At 41.0% G+C, this 23,172-nt stretch carries 18 protein-coding genes and 2 tRNA genes; 13 read left to right on the top strand and 7 right to left on the bottom strand.

Annotated elements, in window-relative coordinates:
* Together AC07U8_RS19655 and AC07U8_RS19650 are read left to right on the top strand one after the other, a co-directional pair.
* Positions 1–1,305, top strand: a complete 1,305-nt coding sequence (locus tag AC07U8_RS19655) for an efflux RND transporter periplasmic adaptor subunit (RefSeq protein ID WP_209827835.1) — start codon at positions 1–3, stop codon at positions 1,303–1,305.
* Entirely contained in the window at positions 1,295–4,486 is a 3,192-nt protein-coding gene (locus tag AC07U8_RS19650; RefSeq protein WP_494738465.1) for an efflux RND transporter permease subunit, read from the top strand. Before AC07U8_RS19655 ends, AC07U8_RS19650 begins: the two co-directional genes overlap by 11 nt.
* A 72-nt stretch (positions 4,487–4,558) precedes the next feature.
* Here AC07U8_RS19650 and AC07U8_RS19645 read toward each other — a convergent pair whose 3' ends face one another.
* Positions 4,559–5,359, bottom strand: a complete 801-nt coding sequence (locus AC07U8_RS19645; protein ID WP_494738464.1) for a DUF4198 domain-containing protein — start codon at positions 5,357–5,359, stop codon at positions 4,559–4,561.
* Between the two features lie 152 nt (positions 5,360–5,511).
* Between AC07U8_RS19645 and AC07U8_RS19640 the strand changes: the two genes are divergently transcribed.
* Positions 5,512–6,477 (top strand): cation diffusion facilitator family transporter, encoded by a 966-nt coding sequence (locus AC07U8_RS19640; RefSeq protein WP_494738463.1) that lies wholly within the window; start codon positions 5,512–5,514, stop codon positions 6,475–6,477.
* A gap of 40 nt (positions 6,478–6,517) precedes the next feature.
* Here the strand turns inward: AC07U8_RS19640 and AC07U8_RS19635 are convergent, their stop codons facing one another.
* From AC07U8_RS19635 to AC07U8_RS19615, 5 genes are all read right to left on the bottom strand, one after another.
* A complete protein-coding gene (locus tag AC07U8_RS19635) occupies positions 6,518–6,859 on the bottom strand; it encodes a hypothetical protein (protein WP_419327981.1) in 342 nt (113 codons plus the stop codon).
* Between the two features lie 152 nt (positions 6,860–7,011).
* Positions 7,012–7,087 (bottom strand) — tRNA-Glu (locus AC07U8_RS19630).
* A gap of 26 nt (positions 7,088–7,113) precedes the next feature.
* Positions 7,114–7,189, bottom strand: a tRNA-Ala gene (locus AC07U8_RS19625).
* A 58-nt stretch (positions 7,190–7,247) separates the two neighbouring features.
* Positions 7,248–8,756, bottom strand: a complete 1,509-nt coding sequence (gene gltX, locus AC07U8_RS19620) for a glutamate--tRNA ligase (protein WP_494738462.1) — start codon at positions 8,754–8,756, stop codon at positions 7,248–7,250.
* A gap of 138 nt (positions 8,757–8,894) precedes the next feature.
* Entirely contained in the window at positions 8,895–9,206 is a 312-nt protein-coding gene (locus tag AC07U8_RS19615; RefSeq protein ID WP_494738461.1) for a DUF4179 domain-containing protein, read from the bottom strand.
* Positions 9,207–9,569: 363 nt separating this feature from the next.
* Here AC07U8_RS19615 and AC07U8_RS19610 point away from each other — a divergent pair, with 363 nt between their 5' ends.
* From AC07U8_RS19610 to AC07U8_RS19565, 10 genes are all read left to right on the top strand, one after another.
* A complete protein-coding gene (locus AC07U8_RS19610) occupies positions 9,570–10,562 on the top strand; it encodes a sulfate ABC transporter substrate-binding protein (protein ID WP_004725400.1) in 993 nt (330 codons plus the stop codon).
* 245 nt (positions 10,563–10,807) lie between these two features.
* The gene (locus AC07U8_RS19605; protein WP_494738460.1) at positions 10,808–11,824 is read left to right on the top strand and encodes a sulfate ABC transporter substrate-binding protein; all 1,017 of its coding nucleotides are present in this window, start codon (positions 10,808–10,810) and stop codon (positions 11,822–11,824) included.
* Positions 11,825–11,925: 101 nt separating this feature from the next.
* Entirely contained in the window at positions 11,926–12,360 is a 435-nt protein-coding gene (locus AC07U8_RS19600; RefSeq protein WP_494738459.1) for a GNAT family N-acetyltransferase, read from the top strand.
* 173 nt (positions 12,361–12,533) lie between these two features.
* Positions 12,534–13,460 (top strand): 16S rRNA (cytosine(1402)-N(4))-methyltransferase RsmH, encoded by a 927-nt coding sequence (gene rsmH, locus AC07U8_RS19595; RefSeq protein WP_034615067.1) that lies wholly within the window; start codon positions 12,534–12,536, stop codon positions 13,458–13,460.
* Positions 13,457–13,789 (top strand): cell division protein FtsL, encoded by a 333-nt coding sequence (ftsL, locus tag AC07U8_RS19590; protein WP_034615065.1) that lies wholly within the window; start codon positions 13,457–13,459, stop codon positions 13,787–13,789. The genes rsmH and ftsL overlap by 4 nt, the downstream gene beginning before the upstream one ends.
* Before the next feature lie 9 nt (positions 13,790–13,798).
* Positions 13,799–15,634: a penicillin-binding protein PBP3 gene (gene ftsI / locus AC07U8_RS19585; RefSeq protein ID WP_004816649.1), complete on the top strand. Its 1,836-nt coding sequence runs from the start codon at positions 13,799–13,801 to the stop codon at positions 15,632–15,634.
* 7 nt (positions 15,635–15,641) lie between these two features.
* Positions 15,642–17,138 carry a UDP-N-acetylmuramoyl-L-alanyl-D-glutamate--2,6-diaminopimelate ligase gene (locus tag AC07U8_RS19580; RefSeq protein WP_494738615.1) on the top strand — a complete coding sequence of 499 codons (1,497 nt, stop codon included), beginning with the start codon at positions 15,642–15,644 and terminating at the stop codon, positions 17,136–17,138.
* Positions 17,139–17,147: 9 nt separating this feature from the next.
* On the top strand, positions 17,148–18,557 hold the full coding sequence (locus AC07U8_RS19575; protein WP_494738458.1) for a UDP-N-acetylmuramoyl-tripeptide--D-alanyl-D-alanine ligase: 1,410 nt from the start codon (positions 17,148–17,150) through the stop codon (positions 18,555–18,557).
* A complete protein-coding gene (mraY, locus tag AC07U8_RS19570) occupies positions 18,557–19,675 on the top strand; it encodes a phospho-N-acetylmuramoyl-pentapeptide-transferase (RefSeq protein WP_004725416.1) in 1,119 nt (372 codons plus the stop codon). The genes AC07U8_RS19575 and mraY overlap by 1 nt, the downstream gene beginning before the upstream one ends.
* Before the next feature lie 71 nt (positions 19,676–19,746).
* Complete coding sequence (locus tag AC07U8_RS19565; protein ID WP_096735286.1) at positions 19,747–20,550, top strand: putative RNA methyltransferase; 804 nt, start codon at positions 19,747–19,749, stop codon at positions 20,548–20,550.
* Between the two features lie 60 nt (positions 20,551–20,610).
* On the opposite strand, the gene ponA is transcribed toward AC07U8_RS19565, so the two are convergent.
* Positions 20,611–23,151, bottom strand: a complete 2,541-nt coding sequence (ponA, locus tag AC07U8_RS19560) for a penicillin-binding protein PBP1a (protein WP_151801308.1) — start codon at positions 23,149–23,151, stop codon at positions 20,611–20,613.
* Between the last annotated feature and the right edge of the window lie 21 nt (positions 23,152–23,172).

The following is a 23,172-nucleotide window of genomic DNA, read 5'->3' as shown; positions in this document are numbered from 1 at the left end:
ATGCTGAATCAATTTAAATCTTTTAAACTTCAGAAAGGCAAAATTTCTCAACGCCTACTGATCATCATTACTATTGTGATGACTGCTCTTATTGCTATGGGTCTGTTCTTTTCATCTAAAAAAGCAAGTAGCAAAGATGCTGGTGAAAATGAAGCAGGGCATGCTGAAGAAGGGCATTCACATGAAGAAAATGCTAAGGGAACCACCAAAGACGGTGCGGAAGAAGCGAAGCACAGTGAAGAAGAGGGTGGCGAGAAAGAGAATGCTGAAGCCATTAGCTTGACCGCGCAACAGATCACTGAACAAGGAATCAAACTTGCTAAAGTAGAGATGGGGACTGTTATAAAATCGGCTTCTTATCCTGCAAAAGTCATGGTCAATACCGATCGTCAAGCACATGTATCACCTGCATTTAGTGGGCAGGTGGTTGCCGTCAATGTTGAGTTGGGACAGCGTGTGCAAAAAGGGCAGGCATTGGCGACCTTGGTGGTGCCTGATTTGGTTGATCAGCAGGCAAATTTACAGGTTGCACAAACAAGCTTAGAGCTGGCACGTCAGGACTATGAACGAGAGCGCCAGTTATGGTCACAAGGTATTTCTGCCAAGCAGGATTATCAACGGGCTTACAATGCCTACAAGCAAGCACAGATTCAGGTACAAGCCACCAGATCCCGTTTATCTGCTTTTGGTGCCTCATCAAGCAGTAATGGTCGTTATGTTCTCACAGCACCAATTGCAGGCATTATCAGTAAAAAAGACTTGGTCATGGGTGAAAATGTACAGCTGGCCAGCCAGTTATTTATCATTGATCAACTGGATCAGCTATGGCTTGAATTTATTGTACCAAGTTCTGAATTCTCAGCGATTGCACCCAATCAACAGGTTGAATTTAAGTCACTGCAAACGGGGAATACCTTTAAAGCACAGATTCAAAGTTTAAATAGTGAAGCTGATGTGCAGACTGGACGTTTACAAGTGCGTGCCAAAGTGCTGTCAAATGCAGCTGAATTGCGCCCGAATTTGATGGTCAATGTTCAGTTACAACAGCAAGGTACTGCTCAAGCATTGCGTGTACTGAAAAGTGCCATACAGAAAGTTGAAGGAAAGGATATTGTTTTCGTTTCCAGTGAGCATGACAAGAAAATCGAGTTTACTGCACAGCCTATTGTACTGGGTCAGGTATCCGGTGATGGTCAGTGGGTTGAAGTGAAGTCTGGTCTGACTCAAGGTCAGCAATATGCAGCTCAGGGTAGCTTTTTGCTGAAATCTGAATTGGAAAAAGGAGAGGCGAGCCATGGGCATTAATGATTCTTCTGATTCTAAGTTAGATCTCGATGCGGATTCAGCATTACCTCAACCTGAAGGTTTATTTGATCGACTGATTCAATTTTCGATTAAAAATGCCATTTGGGTCATGCTGTTTATTGTGGCATGGATTGGCGTAGGGATTTACGGTTATCAAAAATTACCGATTGATGCTGTACCCGATATTACCAATACCCAAGTGCAAGTGAATACACAAGCGGTTGGTTTTACTGCATTAGAAGTTGAACAAAGGATTACCTATCCCATCGAAACTGCGATGGCGGGTTTACCAAAGCTAGAGTTGACCCGTTCTATTTCCCGTTATGGTTTGTCGCAAGTGACCATTATTTTTAAAGATGGAACGGATATTTATTGGGCACGACAACAGATTAATCAACGCTTACAAGAAGCCCAAACCGAGCTGCCAGATGATATTGCACCGACAATGTCTCCTGTATCGACAGGGTTGGGTGAGATTTATCAATGGGTGATCAAGGCTGAACCGAATGCGGAAAAACCTGATGGTACGCCCTATACCGCGATGGATTTACGTGAAATTCAGGACTGGATTGTACGACCACAGCTACAACGGGTTCCCGGCGTTGCAGAGGTCAACTCGATTGGTGGCTTTAATAAAACTTATGTGGTCACGCCTGATTTAAATCGTTTGCAACAATTACAAATCCCTGTCAGTGATCTACAAAACGCTTTAACTGGAAACAATGAAAACCGTGGTGCTGGTTTTATTGAAACCAATGGGCAGCAATTGACTGTACGTGTTCCAGGAACCTTAAACAATATTGAAGATATTCAAAATGTAAGTATCGGCAATAAAAATGGTTTTCCGATCCGAGTTGCAGATGTCGCGACTGTTTCGATTGGGCACGATCTACGTACAGGTGGTGCAACTTACAATGGCGAGGAAACTGTACTCGGTATCGCCATGATGATGATGGGTGAAAATAGTCGTACTGTGGCGAAATCAGTGGATGCCAAAATCAAGGAAGTTCAGCAATCTTTACCGAAAGGTATTGTGATCCAAACCGTATATGACCGGACAGCTTTGGTCGAACGCGCGATTAGTACAGTGCAGAAGAACCTTGTAGAAGGGGCAATTCTGGTTATTGTTATTCTGTTCCTATTTCTTGGTAATTTCCGTGCAGCGTTGATTACTGCGTGTGTGATTCCATTATCGATGCTGTTTACTTTGGCGGGTATGGCTGAGCAAAAAATTAGTGCCAATCTGATGAGCTTAGGCGCACTGGATTTCGGGATTATTGTAGATGGTGCAGTCGTTATTGTTGAAAACTGTATTCGGCGACTGGCAGAGGCACAGCATGCAAAAGGCAGATTACTTTCACGAGCAGAACGCTTTAAAGAAGTTTTTCTTGCGGCTAAACAGGCACGTCGCCCTTTAATCTTTGGTCAATTAATTATTCTGGTGGTGTACTTACCTATTTTCGCCCTGTCTGGTGTTGAAGCCAAGCTCTTTCACCCGATGGCTATGACGGTAGTATTGGCACTGGTGGGTGCAATTATTCTCTCTGTTACTTTTGTCCCTGCTGCAGTTGCTTTATTTGTTAATGGTGAAGTTAAAGAAACAGAAAGTCGCTGGATGCTGTGGTTAAAGCAAAAATATGAAAAACTACTCAATTTAGCTTATAACTTTAGAATGTTAGTTGTCACTCTTGCGGTGAGTATTCTGTTTTTAACAGGTGTGCTTGCCACACAAATTGGCAGTGAGTTTGCCCCCACCTTGAGTGAGGGCGATTTTGCAGTGCAACAAATGCGTTCGCCAAGTACTGGTCTAGAGCAGTCTTTACGTATGCAGGAGAATACTGAAAAGTTATTGCTCAAAGCGTTTCCAGAAATCAAAGCCATATTTGCCCGTACAGGGACGGCAGAAGTGGCAACAGATGTCATGCCACCTAATATTTCCGATGCTGTGGTGCTGTTAAAGCCACGTGATGAATGGAAGAATCCAAAGCAAACCATTGATGAGCTACGTCAACGTATGATTGCATTTCTTGGTACATTACCCGGAAATAATAGTGAGTTTTCTCAACCGATTGAGCTGCGTTTCAACGAATTAATTTCTGGTGTGCGAAGTGATGTGGGGATCAAGATTTTTGGCGATGATATGGAGGTGTTGAATCAGCAAGCCACTAAGATTGCACAACAAATCAAAGGGATTACTGGCGCAACTGCCGTCAATGTGGAACAGACTTCCGGCCTACCACTTTTAAATGTTGAAGTGAACAAAGCCGCTGCAGCGCAATATGGTCTGTCGGTGAGAGCGATTCAAGACTTGGTGGCAACCAGTGTTGGTGGGCAGAATGTTGGGCAAATCCTACAAGGTGACCGCCGTTTCGATTTTGTGATTCGTCTAGATGATGCTCAACGTACACCTGAGCATCTGGCCGTTTTACCTATTCAAACGCCAAATGGAGGTCTAATCCAACTTCAGGATGTGGCTAAAGTTGAAAATATCCTCGGTATTAATCAGGTCAGTCGTGAAAATGGTAAACGTCGTGTGGTCGTGACTGCCAATGTCGAAGGGCGCGATTTGGGCTCATTTGTCACCGAATTACAATCGACTTTGGCGAAGCAGGAAATGCCTGCGGGTTATTGGTTGAGTTATGGTGGACAGTTTGAAAACCTAACCTCTGCGAAGGCACGTATGCAGCTGGTCGTTCCGCTGGCACTGATAACTATTTTTGTGTTGTTGATGGCCGTTTTCCATAACTTTAAGGAAAGTTTGCTGGTGTTTACCGGTGTGCCATTTGCGCTGTGTGGTGGTTTGATTGCACTGTGGCTTCGCGGTATACCATTGTCGATGTCTGCAGGTGTGGGCTTTATCGCGCTCTCAGGTGTGGCGGTATTAAATGGTTTGGTAATGTTGACCTTTATTAAGGAATTACGTCAACAACTCGATGTTTATCAGGCCACATGGCAAGGTGCAATTTTACGTTTAAGACCCGTATTGATGACGGCTTGTGTGGCATCGTTAGGTTTTGTGCCGATGGCGTTGGCTACAGGGACAGGTGCGGAAGTTCAGCGTCCACTGGCAACCGTGGTGATTGGCGGCATCATGTCATCCACCTTACTGACTTTGGTGATTTTACCAGTGATTTATCGTTGGATGAATGAACGTAAAGTTAAAGCACAAACGGATGGTTGATCGTTAATTTAAAAATAGCCTCACCGTTCTTCGCCAAGAAGGGTGAGGCATTGAAACTGTATAGACAGTTTATTATTGACTGATAGGTAATACACCTAAACTAATGATGGTGTAATTTTGATTTACAGGTTGAGTGGTTTTGTTAAATGCTTCACTGACTTCAAGTAGATATTGCCCTGAATAAGGAAAAGTGACCGTTGCTGAACCATCTTGAGCAACCGGAACTTTTTGTGCTTGTTTATCGGTTTGCCCTTGAGCACGGATGAGCAGTTCAGCATTTTTGAGTGCTTGTCCTGATTTTTTAATCAAGATTTGTACAGGTTGCTGCGCAGTAATGCTGTTGGGATGGGTTTTAAATTCGACTTGTATTGCAGCATCAGTGTTGTTTTGAATAGGTGACGTTTTTTCTTTAGAAATATAGCTTTGGATTGACCATTCTCGGTTAATGGTGATCGGTACAGGCGGTTTCTTAAAGTCAGCAGGAATCACATATTCGCGCTCAGCGATCTTACCTGCTTTCTCCGCAGGGACATCAAAAAGCATTTTCCATTCTTTATTATGTTGGACATATTTGAGTGGGAAAGACGCTTTACTGAACAGGTGATAGGTGCCTGCTTGTGGTAAGGCTAAGTCAAACACCGTAGCCGATTTTAAAGTGCTTGCAGCTTCAACTTGTAACTTGCTTTGATCTGGTTGAATCACATTGAGCGCGGTTTGTTTCATGGCATGTTCTGCATTCAGTGCTTCTTCAGCATAGGATGCAATCACTGGGATTTGTGTATTTGTGGTGTTATAGCCCAGAGATGCAACATAGGGTTCATGTGCATAACTATAAGAGCAAAGAAGTACAGAAAGGTAGAGGTATTTTTTCATTGTCGATATTCCATTAACAGGGGTATTTTAACTGTGGAAAATATAGTCGCCATTATATAGAAGAAACCTTATTATTGATAATAATAATTATTATCAATAATAAATAGAAAAAATATTCAATATTTTGATAAAACAAAATCAGAGGTATCAACATGAGCGAGCAACAAGGGCATGATCATAGTCATGCTGTCGTCACAGCAGGAAATGTAAAAAAACTAACCTTTGCATTGGCATTAACCAGTACCTTTCTAATTGTTGAAGTGATTGCAGGTTTCATGACGCAAAGCTTGGCTTTATTGTCCGATGCCGCACATATGTTTACTGATGCCGCAGCATTGGCAATTGCATTGGTTGCGATCAAAATTGGTAAATTACCCGCAGATGATAAACGGACCTTTGGCTATCAGCGTTTTGAAATTTTAGCAGCGTTGTTTAATGCCATGATGTTGTTTGTGGTTGCAATTTATATTCTCTATGAGGCGTATCAGCGCTTTAGCCAACCTCCTGAAATTCAGAGTGTTGGTATGATGGTTGTGGCGGTTATCGGGCTGGTGATTAACCTTATTTCAATGAAGATTTTATTCTCCAGTTCAAAGGAAAGTCTCAATATAAAAGGTGCTTATCTGGAAGTATTGAGTGATGCACTCGGTTCAGTGGGTGTGGTTATTGGGGGTGCAATTATTTATTTCACTGGCTGGATGTGGGTGGATACGATTATTGCTGTACTCATCGGCTTCTGGGTTTTACCACGAACATGGGTTTTGCTAAAACAAAGTATCAATATCTTACTGGAAGGTGTGCCTGAGGAAATTGATATTGAAAAATTGCGTAATGATCTTTTATCCGTCAAAGGCGTAGAAAGTATTCATCAACTTAAGGTTTGGGCGATTACATCTAAAAATGTCCATCTGACAGTACATTTATTTGCACCAGCAGCGGATCGGAATCAATTGTACCAACAGGTCATGGAAATGCTCAGTCATCAACATGGGATTACTGAGATGACGCTACAAATTGAAGACAATGCGTGTATGGTGCATTCGCATGAGTCAGATGGGCATGATCACAGTAATGCTGATGAAACACATACAGATGAAGCAAAAAACCATTCACATTAAGGTGAATGGTTTGATTTGAACATCAGGCAAAGCTGAAGAATTAGATTTGCCATTCATGATTGCAGTCACGGCACTTCCAGCTTTTATTGGCTTGCATAAATGACTGCATTGAGATTTTAAAATCGGGCAGATCACGCCAAAACATTACCCCTGCAATCACAGCTGCAATGAAGATCACGACGGTTGCAATTTGCAATGTTTGACCTGCGCCGTTGCTGAAAATCCACATCACAATACTAATGACAACCAATAACAATAAAATAAACAGTAATGGAATCAAAAATACCAAGCTTTTTGGAACAACAGGGCGTACAGCAGGTGTATTCCCATGGGTAACAGGCAAGATTTTTCGACTTTGGCACTTTGGACATTGGTATTGCATGGTGGCTCCACATTTATAATCTAAGCATATTCTAATCGTTCTATTTTAGAATGCAAAAAAGACTGAATAGCAGCTTAAAAGCAAAATTTAGGCAATAAAAAACCCAAGTCACTATGCTTGGGTTTTTTACAAAGATGTCGCCATCTTGAATATGGCGTCCCTACGGGGATTCGAACCCCGGTTACCGCCGTGAAAGGGCGATGTCCTAGGCCTCTAGACGATAGGGACAAGTGAGGCAACACAGGTAAAACATTTGGTGGAGTCAAGGAGGATCGAACTCCTGACCTCTACAATGCCATTGTAGCGCTCTACCAACTGAGCTATAACCCCCAGTCTGTGTGAGCGCAATATTAGGGATATTGCGCTCACACGTCAACAGAAAATTTAATTAAGCTTCATCAACTGCATCATTTTTCGGCAATTTGATGCTTTCGTTCAGTTTTTCCCAAACTTTTGCTTCTTTTTTGCTCGGGCCACCCACAATTTCAAGTGCATGACGTAAACGGGCAAAGGTTAAATCAGGTCCAATGGTGACCATCGATTGCATCACTGGGGTCGATGATGTTGAACCTGCAATTGCGATAAAGAATGCTGGCATGAAATCACGGAGTTTGATTTCCATTTGATTCGCCAAATCCATCAAGGTTTGGCTTACAGTATCGTTGTTCCAGGTAAACAAGCTTTCTAAACGCCAAATTGCAAATTGTAAGCTTTGACGAACTTGTTCTTCAGTCAACTTTTTGCTGTCAAATTGCTCTTTGGTCAATGTTGGGAATTGGTTGAAGTAAAAACCAGCCCAATTTACCGCTTCAGACAGTAAGTTAATACGTGGCTGAATGGCCGCAGCAATATCCTCTAGGGTTTTGCGATCAGATTTCCAAGCCAAAAGTGTATTTAACAGTTCAGCAGGGCTGAGTGCTTTAATCCATTGTCCATTGAGCCAGTTGAGTTTTTCAACATCAAAAATTGGACCACCCAAAGACACACGCTGGATATCAAAGTGTTCAATCATTTCAGCCAAAGAGAATTTTTCTCTTTCATCTGGCATTGACCAACCCATACGACCTAAATAGTTCAGTAAGGCTTCAGGCAACACACCGATGTCTTTGTAGTAATTGATTGAGGTTGGATTTTTACGTTTAGACAATTTTGACTTGTCTGGGTTACGCAGCAATGGCATATGGCACAATGTTGGCATGTCCCAACCAAAATATTGGTAGAGCAACTGGTGTTTTGGTGCAGATGGAATCCACTCTTCACCACGAATCACATGGGTGATTTCCATTAAATGGTCATCGACCACATTGGCTAAATGATAAGTTGGCAAACCATCTGTTTTGAGTAGGATTTGCATGTCGACTTGCGCCCAAGGGATCTCCACTTCACCACGAAGTAAGTCATTGAATTGGCAAACGCCTTCTTCAGGCACTTTCATACGGATCACATGGGCTTCACCCGCAGCCAAACGCTGTTGTACCTCTTCTGGGGAAAGTTTTAAGCCACGACCGTCATAACCAGGGGTTTCACCACGGGCTTGTTGTTCAGCACGCATTTGATCAAGCTCTTCCGCTGTTGCAAAACAGTAAAAGGCATGACCTTTTGCAACAAGTTCTAAAGCATATTGTTTATAGATTCCCATTCGCTCAGATTGGCGATAAGGAGCATGAGGCCCGCCGATATCAGGCCCTTCTGACCAATTTAAACCTAACCATCGTAGTGAATCTAAAATCATTTTTTCAGATTCAGGGGTTGAACGGAGTTGGTCGGTATCTTCAATACGAAGAATGAATTCGCCACCATGTTGTTGTGCAAAGCATAAATTAAACAAGGCGATATAGGCAGTGCCTACATGCGGAAAACCAGTTGGAGAGGGTGCAATACGAGTACGGACTTTCATAACTAAATATTATTCAGAATGTAAATTGAAACTATTATAACGAAAAAGCCCAACTGCTTAAGGGTTAATTCACCAATAAACGATTGGGCTTCTAAATTCTTTTGAGGAGCGTAGAATTTATTTTTCTAAATCAAATTTTTACAAAGTATGTGGTTGGAATAAAGCTTGTACAAAACAAGAAAATTTCTGATGTTGTTCAGCTAAAAAGTTTTGTGAGGCTGTGGTTTTAATCGACGTTAAAACTTTAAGCTGATCTTTATCTGAGATCAGTTTATTTTCGCCACGCTTTTGTTGATTGAGCGCTTTTTCAATCGGTGATTGTTTATCTACCACAACAATTAACGATTGTATTGGTTTGGTCATATCTTTAATTGCAGCAGTATGGCCTGTCTGTGCCATCACTGCGAGTCCTAGACTTAAGCCCAAGATCTTTAAATAAGAATCATTCATTCCATCGGCTCCCCTTGATGGTCAAATTTTTGTTCTTGAACATGGTTATTGTAGCAAAACAACTTACAAAAAACATAACTACGTCACATTTTTTAATAATACTACACAAAAAATGTTTAAAAAACAATCATTGAAACGAAATGTAATATTTTAATTGATAACACATAAATGTGGATGAATCGTGAAGAATTCAAGTTTAGGTTAAATTGTGTAAAAAATATACCAAATAATTTACATGAGTAATACACATTTTTAGATATCTTAAATTATGAATAAGATAGTTTAAATATTTATAAGTAATTGATTGTTAAATTAAAATAATAAAAATATAGTGCTTCTAAATCATTAAAAACCGAGAAAGAAATGAAAAAACTACTGCTTTTAAGTGCGATCAGTTTAATCGTCACGGGGAATGCTTATGCAGCGAAAGAATTTTTAAATGTATCTTACGATCCTACCCGTGAATTTTATCAAGAATATAACAAGAGTTTTGGTCAATTTTGGAAATCAAAAACAGGCCAAGATATTGAATTTAAACAGTCTCATGGTGGTTCTGGTAAGCAAGCACGTTCAGTGGTAGATGGTTTACAAGCAGATGTGGTGACACTGGCTTTGGCCAATGATATTGATGAAATTGTCAATGCGGGTTTGATTGAAAAAGGCTGGCAAAAAGAATTTCCAAATAATTCTGCACCCTACACATCTACCGTTGTTTTTTTAGTGCGTAAGGGCAATCCCAAAGCAATTAAAGATTGGAATGATCTGGTAAAACCTGGGGTTGAAATTATTACACCAAACCCTAAAACAGGCGGTGCGCCGCGCTGGATTTATTTATCAGCGTGGGGCTATGCATTAAAACAACCGGGTGGCAATGATGCAAAAGCGCGTGAATTAGTCAAACAAATATATAAAAATGTCAAAGTGTTAGATTCAGGCGCACGTGGCTCGCTCACAACATTTGCGGATCGTGGTATTGGCGATGTTTTGTTGTCTTGGGAAAATGAAGCAATTTTGGCGACGTCTGGTCCAGATAAAGACAAATATCAAATTATTTATCCATCTATTTCAATCCTAGCTGAGCCTTCAGTCGCAATCGTCGATAAAGTGGTTGATAAAGATGGCAATCGTAATTTAGCAAAAGGCTATTTAAATTATCTTTATTCACCTGTAGGGCAGGACTTGGCAGCAAAATATAATTTCCGTCCGCGTAATGCCAAAGCTGCGGGCAAATATGCGGCAAAATTTCCAAAAATTAAACTCTTTACCATAGATCAAGTTTTTGGTGGTTGGGCAAAAGCGCAAAAAACCCATTTTGCCAATGGGGGAATTTACGATCAATTTACAGCTGAAAAGTAATTTGAATCAAATACAAACAAGTCCTCTTTGATCAAAGGGGGCTTTTTTTAGCTTGATACATTTGCGATAAAAACAAATAAACCAGACAAAATATAAACCACAGCGATGTTGAGCGCTTTCATCAATTAAAACCATAGGTTGATTTTTAATCTGTGCTGAGTTTGCGGGTATTTCGCTTTTTGATTGAAGTTTATTCGCTTATTTCATATATTTAGAATAATTTTAGCGATGTTAGCACTCATAATATGAAAACTAATTTTAAAGCACTGATGAGTGCTGTGGTTATTGCGACGGGATTAACTGTTGCAACGACAGCAAGTTATGCTGCTGACCGTGAATTTTTAAATGTGTCTTATGATGCAACGCGTGAGTTTTATGATGAGTTTAATAAATCATTTGGTGCTTACTGGAAATCTCGTACAGGCAAGACTGTTGATTTTAAACAATCGCATGGTGGTTCGGGAAAACAAGCGCGTGCTGTGGTTGATGGCTTAAAAGGTGATGTGGTGACCTTAGCTTTGGCCAATGATATCAATGAAATTGTGAAATCAGGTCAAATTAATCCGGGTTGGGAAAAAGAATTTCCAAATAACTCAGCACCGTATACGTCTACCGTTGTATTTTTGGTACGCAAAGGCAATCCCAAAGGTATCAAAGATTGGACAGATTTGACCAAACCTGGTGTACAAATCATTACCCCTAATCCTAAAACAGGCGGTTTACCACGCTGGATCTATCTCTCAGCTTGGGGCTATGCACTTAAACAACCGGGTGGTAATGATGCTAAAGCACGTGAGTTTGTTTCTAAGATGTACCATAACGTAAAAGTTATGGATCCAGCTGCACGTGCATCGATGACCACATTTGCTGAACGTGGGATTGGTGATGTTTTACTGACTTGGGAAAATGAAGCCATGGTGAGTAAGAAAGCATCTGGCAATAAATTTGATATAGTCTATCCTTCGATGTCAATTTTGACTGAACCTTCGGTGGCAATTGTTGATAAAACAGTAGAGAAGAATGGCAATAAATGGTTAGCAACGGGTTATATTAACTATTTGTATTCTCCAATAGGTCAAGATATGGCAGCACGTCATTTCTATCGCCCGCGCAATGCAAAAATCTTAGCTAAATATTCCAACCAATTCCCTGAACTGAAAACTTTTACCATTGATGAAGTCTTTGGTGGCTGGGCAAAAGCACAGCAAACTCACTTTGTCAATGGCGGTGTTTTCGATCAGATTTATAATAGCAAGCGCTAAGCATCCACTATTTTGATTGAATCAACCTCCTTTTTAGGAGGTTTTTTCATTCTGTTATGAATCAGTTAGACTAATATCAAAGTAAACAAAAAATTGAGATGATGGATATTACGCTAAGACTCGCCACTGAAGATGATATTGAGGTTATTTTTGATATACGAACATCAGTCAAAGAAAACCATTTGTCAAAACAACAACTGACTGAACTGGGTATCACTGAGTTGGTAATATTGGATTTAATTCAAAATACTTCGACTGTCTGGCTTGCGGAGATGCAGCATCAAGTGTGTGGTTTTTCGATCGCAGATTTAACTGACGGCAGCGTATTTGCCATGTTTGTCCACCCTGATTTTGAAGCCAAAGGTGTCGGAACTGCACTTTTGAAAAAAGCAGAAGATTTATTATTTGAATATTTTCAAGAAATTTGCTTGGAAACCGATCAAAAAAGTCGTGCTTTTGAATTTTATCTGCGACAAGGTTGGCGTGTTTCAGCGTATTTTGACAATGGTGATGTGAAAATGCTCAAGACACGATAACGTTTTGTAGCAGGATGGATGCGCTATTTTTTGTACTGAACTTTTATAAAAAGCATTTTAAAACGGTTTTCTCTATAAAAAGTAATATTTCCCTACAAAAAGTCGTTTGGAGCTTTGGCAAAACAAGGTAATAATGTGCAGTTACTTTTTTTGCTTAAACTGAAATCATAATTATGTCTCATATTTCTGTATTACTACATGAAACTGTCGATGCTTTACTTGCAGATCGCAATACAGGAATTTACGTTGATGGGACATTTGGGCGTGGTGGACACACCCGTTTATTGTTGTCTAAGTTAGATGAACATTCAAAAGTTTATGCTTTTGATAAAGACCCACAAGCGTTAGAAGTGGCATATCAGTTAGAAAAAGAAGATCCTCGTTTTAAAATTATTCATGCCAGTTTTGCAGATTTACAACAAGAATTAAATCAATTAGATATTTATCAAGTCGATGGGATTATGGCAGATTTAGGGGTGTCATCACCACAGCTAGATCAAGCAGACCGTGGTTTTAGTTTTATGAAAGATGGACCACTTGATATGCGTATGGATAATTCTCAAGGACAAACAGCCGCAGATTGGCTAGTGGATGTAGACGAAGAACATTTGGCCAATGTGATTTTTCAATATGGTGAGGAACGTTATAGTCGTCGTATTGCACGTGCGATTAAGCAAGCAGGTTATATTGAAACCACTGGAAAATTAGCGGAAATTGTGAAAGTTGCGCATCCTAAGTGGGAAAAGAATAAACATGCTGCGACACGCACGTTCCAAGCTATTCGTATTGAAATTAATAAAGAACTCGATGACGTACATACCTTTTTACCTCAAGCTGTAGATTTGTTAAAATCAAATGCACGTTTGGCCGTCATTAGTTTCCATTCACTTGAAGACCGAATTATTAAACAATTTATTCAAAAAGAATCAACGTTGCCAGAAGATAATGGCTGGGGATTACCGCAAAAAGTACAAGATACTCGTCGACTGAAAAAAGTAGACAGAGTTCGTGCTAGTGAGGAAGAAGTCAAAGCCAATCCTCGCTCACGTAGTGCTTGGCTTCGAGTTGCAGAACGCTTAGAACAAAAAGGCGCAGAATGAAACAAGAAATTATAGAAGAATCAAGTCATAAGCTGGCAATAAAAAAAGCGATTGTTTATGGCGTATTGGTTATTGCAGTGTTGATCAGTGCCTTTATGGTGGTGTTGCAAGTCTTTGCTTATCGTCATGATTTTCGTGATTTAAATAGTTATATGCGTGAACGTGAAGATATCAATGCGGAATGGGGACGTTTGCTCATTGAACAACAAACATTTGGTGCAACTGCGCAAATAGGAACACGTGCCGTAACACAATTGAGAATGTATTCACCGCCAGCTGCGCAAACAGTTGTCATTTCATTACCAACTGAATCAGAGCAGAAGAAGTAAGGCATCTGTATGGCAGATAAGCAAACTAAACCGACTCGGCAGCCACGTAAAAAGCAGCCATCCATTACCCAGAAAAGTACTGTATCGATAGATATGTGGCGCTTCTATTTAATGTGGGGCGTGGTGCTTTTATGTTTTGTCGGCTTGGTCGGACGTGCATTTTATGTGCAAGTGATTAATAAAGACTTTTTACAAAATAAAGCCAATGCCAACATTCTACGTTCTGAAACATTAAAAGCCATGCGTGGTGTGATTAGTGATCGTCATGGCGTACCTTTGGCAATCAGTTCTCCAATCATGAAAGTGGTGATTGATCCACGTGAATATTTTGAGACTAAAAAACAGTTTGATACCATCACGGCTGAATTACAGAAGACACCTAACAGTCGTAAACTCAAACGCCAATTGCCTGATGAAAATTTAAATTTAGATGAATTGGCAGATGCGGTTGGTCTTGATCGTGCAGACTTAAAAAAACGTTTAAATGAACGTCCACGTTCTCGTTATTTGGTACTTAAAAAAGAAGTTCCGCCACCACAAGCAGATTTTATTACCCAACATAAATTTGCTGGCGTTTATGCCGAGAAAACCTATAAACGTTATTATCCTCAGCCGCAACCCAATGCGCAAATTATTGGTCTCACCAATAGTGAAGGGACGGGGATTGAAGGTTTAGAGATGCAGTTAAACTCCCGTCTGGCTGGTGAAGATGGTGAGCAAAAGATTTCTCGTGACAAACATGGTAACCGTATTACCACTCCTGAAGTTGTAAAAGAAGTGAAAGCAGGGGAGAACATCACCTTAAGTATCGATTCACGTTTGCAATATATTATGTATCGCGAGTTGACTGCGGTGGGTGTTGCCAATAATGCACGTTCTGCTTCTGCAATTGCTGTGGATGTAAAAACGGGCGAAATTCTGGCTATGGCGAGTTGGCCTTCTTATAATCCTAACGATAAAAATGGCTTAAGTAATAAAGATGCCATGCGTAACCGTGGTGCAATTGACATGTTTGAACCTGGTTCAACCATGAAACCTTTTACCATTGCAGCGGGTTTGGAAAGTGGCAAATATACCCCAAACTCGGTGATTAGTACTAGCCCAGGTTCGATGCGTTTAGGTTCACATACCATTCGTGATACGCATAACTATGGTTCGTTGACTGTTACTGGTGTGATTATTAAATCCTCGAACGTCGGTTCGGCAAAAATTGCTTTGTCTTTACCAAAAGAAACCTTGCCAAGCTTCTTTAGAAAGGTCGGTTTTGGACAGCGTTCGGCGGTTAAATTCCCAGGTGAGAGTGGAGGTTTAGTGCTTCCACCTGAAAAGTTAAATTCTTCGCAAATTGGTACAATGGCTTATGGCTATGGTCTAAATGCTACGATTTTACAGTTGGCGCAAGGCTATGCAATGTTGGCCAATCATGGTGTGGAATATCCTTTAAGTCTCTATAAATTAAATGATCAGCCCAAAGGTAAACAGGTTTTAGCACCTAAAATTGCTGATGAAGTTTTGTTGATGTTAGAGCAAGTTACGATGCCTGGTGGTACTGCAAAACAAGCCAATATTCCCGGTTATCGCGTGGGTGGTAAAACAGGTACAGCACACAAGTTGCGCCCTGACCATAGAGGTTATTCGAATACTGAATACCGTGCTTTATTTGCCGGTGTGGCACCGATTAGTGATCCTCGTTTGGCAGTTATTGTTGTAGTCGAAAATCCGCGTGGACAATACTATGGTGGTTTGGTTGCCGCTCCAGTGTTTGCTCGAATTATGCAAGAATCTTTACGTTTAATGAATGTGCCTTTAGATAAACCTCTTGAAACGGCTAAGGCCAAGCCATAGGTAAACTATAATGATTAATTTTCAAGATATTTATAAAGTTGATAATACAAAGGCTTGGATGTCTGAGTCATTTAATGGCTTTTCTCTAGATAGTCGTTATGTGCAACAAGGGCAAATTTTTATTGCTTTGACCAGTTATTCGCAACCAGAAAAAACCGCACAATTTGCTCAAATCGCTTTAGACAAAGGCGCATTGGCCATTATTAGTGAAACAGATTTAGGCTTTGAATCTGCATTGATCTGCCCAGATGTGCGTCACTTGATGGGACAATGGCAAAAACAATATTTACAAGCGACATCCCCTGTAAAAGCTGCGCGAATTCTTGCAGTCACAGGAACCAATGGTAAAACCACAATTTCACGCCTCGTTGCTGAATTACTGGCATTACAAAATAAAAAATGTGCAGTGATGGGAACTACGGGCAACGGGATTCTGCCAAACCTAGAAGCGTCTTCACATACCACTTTAGATGCGTTGCATTTACAAAATCTTTTGCATGATTTTGCTATGCAAGGTGCTGAATTCGCTTCAATTGAGGCAAGCTCGCATGGTTTGGAACAAGGTCGTTTAAATGGTTGTGATATTGAGATTGCTGCATATAGTAATCTAAGTCGAGATCATTTGGATTATCACGGTACGCTTGAAGCCTATGCTGAAGCGAAAGCGTTGCTGTTTAAATTTGCTGCGTTAAAAGTTGCAGTGATTAACATAGACGATGCGCATGCAGATCTAATGATGAATGCGGCAAGTAGTAATCTGTCTCATCCGAAAGTATTGACTTATTCAACCTCTAAAGCGGCTGATTACCAAGTATTTGGAATTAAATATAGCCTAGATGGGGCAACATTCCATCTCAAAACAGCCAAAGCTGAATTTACCGTGAATAGCCCATTGCTTGGGCATTTTAATATTGAAAATTTGGTGGCCAGTTTAATTGTTGCTGAACAAGCAGGTTTTGATTTAAAACAACTGATCGCAACCGTACCTAATTTGAAAGGTGCACCTGGACGTATGCAGGTGATTCGTGATCAGGATCGTCTGTTTGTAGTGGATTATGCACATACACCAGACGCTTTAACTCAGGTTTTAAAAACCTTAAAACGTCATGTTGAAAATCAGCTTTGGGCTGTTTTTGGTTGTGGCGGTGATCGAGATCGCGGTAAACGCCCATTGATGACCAAAGCAGCTTTGGAACAAGCCAATCCCGTGATGATCACATCAGATAATCCGCGTACAGAAAATCCTGAGCAAATTTTTGCCGATATGAAGCATGAAATTGATTTTAGCCAGCATGAGGTTCACGAAATTCGTGATCGCCGTGAAGCAATCAAATATGCAGTAAAGCATGCCCAATCAGGTGATATTGTTGTGATTGCCGGAAAAGGGCATGAGAATTATCAAGAAATTGATGGTGTTCGTCATTGGTTTGACGATGTCGTTGAAGTGCAATCGGCAATAGATGCACAACACCATAAACCCAATTCAGCTTATCCAGCTCATTAGGAATAAGAGATGCACACCTCTACCACCAGTACTGTGCCTTTGGAGCCATGGTCAGCAGCACAACTTGCTGAAGCAACTCAAGGTTATTGGTATTTAGATCAAGCACCACAAGGTGAAATTAAACGTATTTTGACTGATTCACGTCATGCTGAATTAGGTGATGCTTTTTTGGCGCTCAAAGGTGAGCGTTTTGATGCACATGATTTTGTTGCTCAAGTGGCTGCGAATGGCTGCCAAATTGCCATCGTGAGCCATCCTGTTGATGTAAATATCTGTCAACTTGTCGTGCCAGATACACGTTTGGCATTGGGGCATTTAGGCGCGTATCGTCGTGCTCAACATCCACAATTAAAAGTGATTGCACTTACAGGCAGTAGTGGCAAGACCACCACCAAAGAAATGTTGGGGAGTATTCTTTCACGTTTAGCGCCGACCTTGATTACACGTGGCAATTTAAATAATGATCTTGGTGTGCCAATGATGTTATTGGAGCTGCGTTCAGAGCATCAATATGCGGTGATGGAACTTGGTGCAAGCCATCAAGGTGAAATTGATTACACCTCAAATCTTGTGCAGCCACATGTTGCTGGTATTTTAAATATTGGAACTGCACATTTAGGCGAATTTGGTGGACGTGATGGAATTTGCCGTGCCAAATCTGAAATTTACCGTCATATTGATCAAGCTGGAACAGCAATTGTTCCTGCTCAGGATGATTTTACCGATACGATTCGTCAAGTGATAGACACTGAGCAAGTGTTAAGTTTTGGTCAGGGTGGCGAAGTCTTTGCGACAGATGTTCAATTACACGCACAGTCTGCAATCTTTACCCTTAATACACCTCAAGGCGCAAGAACAGTCAATCTTCCTTTTGCAGGCGAACATAATGTCCATAATGCAGAAGCAGCGACTGCATTTGCCTTGGCGATTGGTGTTGATTTAGACGATATTGTGATCGGCTTGGAGTCGGCACAAGGTGCAAAAGGGCGTTTGAATTTTATTCATAAGCACAAGCACTTATTTATTGATGATACCTATAATGCCAACCCAACTTCAATGCGTGCAGCAGCTGAGGTACTTGCGCAACAGCAAGGGGTCAAAGTGATGGTGATTGGCGATATTGGCGAACTGGGTGATACTGCTGCGCAGCAACACTATATGTTGGGTCGTGATCTAGTTTCAGTGGATGGGATCCAATTTGTTGTCGCGGTAGGGGAGTTTGCTCCTGCTACACAAGAAGGTGCGCGAAGCACTCAATATGGTAAAAAATTACAAGCTTTTCTTAGCCAAGAACAAGCTTTACCTTTATTGTTAAGTTTAATTGCAACACATCAACCACAGTCCATGAGTTTCCTGTTTAAAGGTTCTCGCTATACCCATATGGAAACGTTGATGGCTGATTTGATGGAGAAAGTTTAATGCTGTATTGGTTATTTCAACACTTGGCGGGTTATGAGAACGCGTTCCAAGTTGTTCGATACTTATCGTTACGAGCATTGCTCAGTGTACTGACTGCACTTGCGATTGGTTGGGCCTTGGGACCAGTCATGATCCGTAAATTACAAGCGCTTAAATATGGTCAGGCTGTCAGTTCATATGCACCTGAAAATCATGCCAAAAAAATGGGTACGCCAACAATGGGCGGGATTTTGATTCTGCTTTCAATCGGGATCAGTACCTTGCTTTGGGCAGATTTATCCAATCCTTATGTGTGGATTGTCTTGGCTGTTATGGTGATCTTTGGTGCTGTAGGTTGGGCGGATGATTGGATTAAAGTCCGTTATAAAGACAATGCGGGTTTACCTGCCAAGAAGAAATTCTTTTGGACTTCGGTTGGCTCTTTGGGGGCGGGTATTGCGTTGTATATCATTGCAACTCAGCAAGACAGCCCTGTACATACAGCGAATATGCTGGATTTATTGATACCATTTTTTAAAAATCTGAGTATTCCATTGTCTTCAATTCCATTGGGTATTGGCTTCATTATTTTTACCTATCTGGTAATCAATGGTGGGTCAAATGCAGTGAATTTGACAGATGGTTTAGATGGTCTGGCGATCATGCCGATTGTTTTGGTTGCTGCAGGTTTAGGTGTTTTTGCATATTTGGCAGGTGATATACGCTTTGCCAATTATTTACATATTCCCTATGTAAAATATACCTCTGAGCTGGTGATTATTTGTGCTGCAATGATTGGAGCAGGCTTAGCATTTCTTTGGTATAACGCGCATCCTGCCCAAGTCTTTATGGGAGATGTCGGTGCATTATCATTAGGTGCAATGCTGGGCACTATCGCGGTAATGGTTCGTCAAGAGATCGTCTTTGCAATTATGGGCGGAGTCTTTGTCGTAGAAGCGATCTCGGTATTCTTACAAATCGGATCATTACGTATGCGCAATAAACGTGTATTTCTTATGGCACCGTTGCATCATCATTATGAGAAAAAAGGCTGGCGTGAGACTCAAGTGGTGATCCGTTTTTGGATTATCACAATTATGCTGGTAGTTTTAGGTCTAATGACATTAAAATTACGCTAAGCCAAAGTGATTTGAAAAGTCGGCATTTGCCGGCTTTTTTTATGGCCTAAAAATATCTTTTGGAGAATACAATGAATTTGTTGATGTGCCCTGTATGTCGTGAGGCATTGAGCCTATCGGATCGGACTTGGCGCTGTGTAAATAATCATAGTTATGATGTGGCAAAACAAGGCTATGTAAATTTACATGTAGTACAACATAAGCATAGTAAAAATCCAGGAGATACGCCTGAATCTGTACAAGCACGCCGTGGATTTTTAAGTGGTGGATTTTATGCACCTTTACAGCAAGCCGTGGTTGAGAAAATTCGTGGGTTAGGTGTTGAAAACCTATTAGATATTGGCTGTGGTGAAGGCTATTATACCGATGCAATGCAGCATGAAGTGATGCAATGTATAGGGGTTGATATTGCAAAAAATGCGGTTCAGGTTGCTGCAAAACTCAATAAAGATGTGACATGGATTGTGGGGACAGGTGCGACTCTACCAGTGTTGGATCATTCGATTGATTTGTGTACCAGCTTATTTAGCCCGATCCCAGAAGAAGAAATACTCCGAGTACTTAAGCCAAAGGCTTATTTGATGGTGGTAACACCAGCCCCTGAGCATTTATATGCCATGCGTGAGGGCTTGTTTGACGAAGTCAAAGCCCATGAACCAGAAAAGTTTGTCACGCAATTACAAGCATCTTTTGAGTTAATAGAGCAGCCGATTATCGAAACAACGTTTGAGTTGGACCAAGCGCAACTCAAAAATCTGATTGCGATGACCCCTTATGCTTATAAAGCAAAACCTGAAAAGCGTTTAGTTTTGGAAGCACAAGTTAAAACGACGTTAAAGGCAGCCTTTCAAATTTATATTTTTCAGAAAAAATAATAAAAATCTAAGCCATAAAAAATGCCATCAATCGATGGCATTTTTTATTTGAGAAACTAATTATTGAACTTCATTAATCAAATTCTCAAGAGAATCACTTTCTCGTTTCGCACTGCCTTGATTCATTGCAGGCGGTGTTACTTTGTTCGGTTTGAGCGGTTGATCTGTACCTTCATCAGGTAAGTCTTCAAAGTCATTTGATGAATTACGTGATGGTGTAACAGGCGCAGGTTTAAAGATTGGACGTGCTAAAGGTGGTGATGAACCATAGCCTTCGTTTTGAGTCGCACCTTCAACTTGTGTTTGATTACGTTCTTCACGAGAAATTGGTGCTTTGGCATTTTTGTCAAAATGTACCCAAGCAGATGGTGTATCTTTTAAGGCTTTACCCATAAAACCAGTCCAAACTGGCAGTGCTGCGATCCCACCATATTCACGACGGCCGAGAGTGGAAGGCTGGTCAAAACCGACCCAAGCAATCGCAACTAATTTGCCGTTGAAGCCAGCAAACCACGCATCTTTAGCATCGTTGGTTGTTCCTGTTTTACCGCCAATGTCATCGCGACCAATTTTAAGTGCTGCACGACCAGTACCATGTACAATCACATCACGAAGAATATTTGCCATATCAAAAGCAGATTGTGATTTTAAAATCCGTTGTGCTTGACGATATTTACTTTGTTCTTCTCTACTTAATGGGGTTTGAACCTCATCCACTGTAAGGTTTGTACTTTCAATGGCTTCGTCATCAGGGGTGGTTGCAGTATTGGCTACAGTTTCTTTTTGATTGATACATGGAATACACGCATATTCAGGCGCTGCTTCATAAATGGTTTTGCCATAAGCATCCTCAATACGACTGATGAAATGTGGTTGAATGCGATATCCACCATTGGCAATTGCGGCATAGCCTGTTGCCATTTGAACAGGAAGTACTTGTGGAGTACCCAGCGCAATCGTGAAATTACGCGGAATTTGATCTTCTTGTAGGCCAAAATCCATCAATAATTGGCGCGCACGTTCTACACCTACGCTTTGTAATAAACGCACAGAAACGGTATTACGAGATAAGTACAACGCACGACGCAAAGGAATCATGCCTAAATAACGGCCATCAGAGTTTTTAGGTGTCCAGCGACCAATAGTGATTGGACTGTCATTAACCATGGTGTAAGGGGTCATACCGCGTTCAAGCGCCAGTGCATAGATAAATGGCTTAATGGTTGAACCCGGTTGGCGCCAGCCTTGTATTGCGCGGTTAAATTTAGATTGGTAAAAGTTGTATCCACCCACCACTGCTTCAATTGAACCATCATTGGGGTTGATTGCAATCAGTTGGCCTTGTGCTTTCGGGGTTTGAACCAATGACCACGCAGTTTTATTTTCATTGGGACGTAAACGGATAATATCTTTAACAGTTACAATCTGCGAAGCACGGCTTGGTGCTCCTCCAACGGCATTGGCATTGATATATTTTCTTGCCCAAGACATACCTGACCAAGGTACAGTCACTGTTGAACCATCTTGCATTTTGGCATCAAAACTATTGCTGCCTACTTTGATGACTTCTGCAGGGTAGGTATTGGCATAAGGGATGAATTGTTTTAAAGGTTTATCATGTGCTTCAGCACCACGCCATCCATGACGACGATCATAATCTTCCAAGCCTTTTTGTACTGCATCTTCTGCATATTGTTGGCGTTGGCTGTTTACGGTTGTATAAACTTTATAACCTGAATCAATTGCTTGTTCACCAAACTTTTCAACTAGTTCAGAGCGGACCATTTCGCCTACATAGGGAAATCGATTACTTAAGCCGCGATCAGGCATACTCAGGTTAATTGGTTCAGCGACAGCTTTTTCGTATTCTGCTTGTTTAAGGTAGCCGAGTTGTAACATACGACCTAGAATCCAGTTACGGCGTTCTAAGGCGCGTTCAGGATTCACTACAGGATTGTATTTTGACGGTGCTTTAGGTAAGCCTGCAATCATCGCCATTTGTGCGACACTGAGTTGATCTAAGCTTTTGTCATAATAAATTTTTGCAGCAGCAGCAATACCATAGGCATTTTTACCCAAAAAGATCTTATTGACATATAAAGATAAAATTTCTTCTTTGGAAAGATTTTGTTCTATTTTACGTGCCAAAAAAACTTCGGTAAGTTTGCGCTTAAGTGTTCGTTCAGGGGATAGATAATAATTTTTAGCCACCTGCATGGTAATTGTTGAGCCGCCTGTTTGTACATTTGACCCAGTAACACTTTCACTCACGGCACGCCCTAAGCCTTTAAAGCTAATCCCGCTATGTTCGAAGAATGATGAATCTTCAGCAGCCAGGAAGGCATGAATGAAATGCGGCGGGATCTGATTGTACTCAACAGGCACCGAAAGCTTGCCACCATATTCAGCGATCAGCTGATTATCTGCTGAATAAACTTGCAAAGGTTTAAGCAATGGCGCCTTTTTTAAAGAGCTCATTTCTGGTAGTGATGGGGCAATATATAGATACATTCCATAAAAGCCCATCGGAATTGCGACTAAAATAATGATAATCAGCAAAAAAAAGGGATGAATATAACCTGAACAAGATAGCTTTTTCATAACAAGTAAGTTTTAATAATA

The sequence above is a fragment of the Acinetobacter sp. GW821-FHT01E09 genome (genome assembly GCF_059422385.1).
Note: the sequence above shows the minus strand (reverse complement) of the source record. Positions and strands in the feature narration are given on the sequence as shown.

Excerpts from the sequence above, each read along its gene's own strand:
- rsmH (WP_034615067.1), top strand. The coding sequence starts at position 12,534 with ATGTCTCATATTTCTGTATTACTACATGAAACTGTCGATGCTTTACTT.
- AC07U8_RS19640 (WP_494738463.1), top strand. The coding sequence starts at position 5,512 with ATGAGCGAGCAACAAGGGCATGATCATAGTCATGCTGTCGTCACAGCA.
- AC07U8_RS19635 (WP_419327981.1), bottom strand. The coding sequence starts at position 6,859 with ATGCAATACCAATGTCCAAAGTGCCAAAGTCGAAAAATCTTGCCTGTT.
- AC07U8_RS19565 (WP_096735286.1), top strand. The coding sequence starts at position 19,747 with ATGAATTTGTTGATGTGCCCTGTATGTCGTGAGGCATTGAGCCTATCG.
- AC07U8_RS19605 (WP_494738460.1), top strand. The coding sequence starts at position 10,808 with ATGAAAACTAATTTTAAAGCACTGATGAGTGCTGTGGTTATTGCGACG.
- AC07U8_RS19645 (WP_494738464.1), bottom strand. The coding sequence starts at position 5,359 with ATGAAAAAATACCTCTACCTTTCTGTACTTCTTTGCTCTTATAGTTAT.
- AC07U8_RS19655 (WP_209827835.1), top strand. The coding sequence starts at position 1 with ATGCTGAATCAATTTAAATCTTTTAAACTTCAGAAAGGCAAAATTTCT.
- ponA (WP_151801308.1), bottom strand. The coding sequence starts at position 23,151 with ATGAAAAAGCTATCTTGTTCAGGTTATATTCATCCCTTTTTTTTGCTG.
- AC07U8_RS19575 (WP_494738458.1), top strand. The coding sequence starts at position 17,148 with ATGCACACCTCTACCACCAGTACTGTGCCTTTGGAGCCATGGTCAGCA.
- AC07U8_RS19615 (WP_494738461.1), bottom strand. The coding sequence starts at position 9,206 with ATGAATGATTCTTATTTAAAGATCTTGGGCTTAAGTCTAGGACTCGCA.
- mraY (WP_004725416.1), top strand. The coding sequence starts at position 18,557 with ATGCTGTATTGGTTATTTCAACACTTGGCGGGTTATGAGAACGCGTTC.
- AC07U8_RS19610 (WP_004725400.1), top strand. The coding sequence starts at position 9,570 with ATGAAAAAACTACTGCTTTTAAGTGCGATCAGTTTAATCGTCACGGGG.
- ftsI (WP_004816649.1), top strand. The coding sequence starts at position 13,799 with ATGGCAGATAAGCAAACTAAACCGACTCGGCAGCCACGTAAAAAGCAG.
- AC07U8_RS19600 (WP_494738459.1), top strand. The coding sequence starts at position 11,926 with ATGGATATTACGCTAAGACTCGCCACTGAAGATGATATTGAGGTTATT.
- gltX (WP_494738462.1), bottom strand. The coding sequence starts at position 8,756 with ATGAAAGTCCGTACTCGTATTGCACCCTCTCCAACTGGTTTTCCGCAT.
- AC07U8_RS19650 (WP_494738465.1), top strand. The coding sequence starts at position 1,295 with ATGGGCATTAATGATTCTTCTGATTCTAAGTTAGATCTCGATGCGGAT.
- ftsL (WP_034615065.1), top strand. The coding sequence starts at position 13,457 with ATGAAACAAGAAATTATAGAAGAATCAAGTCATAAGCTGGCAATAAAA.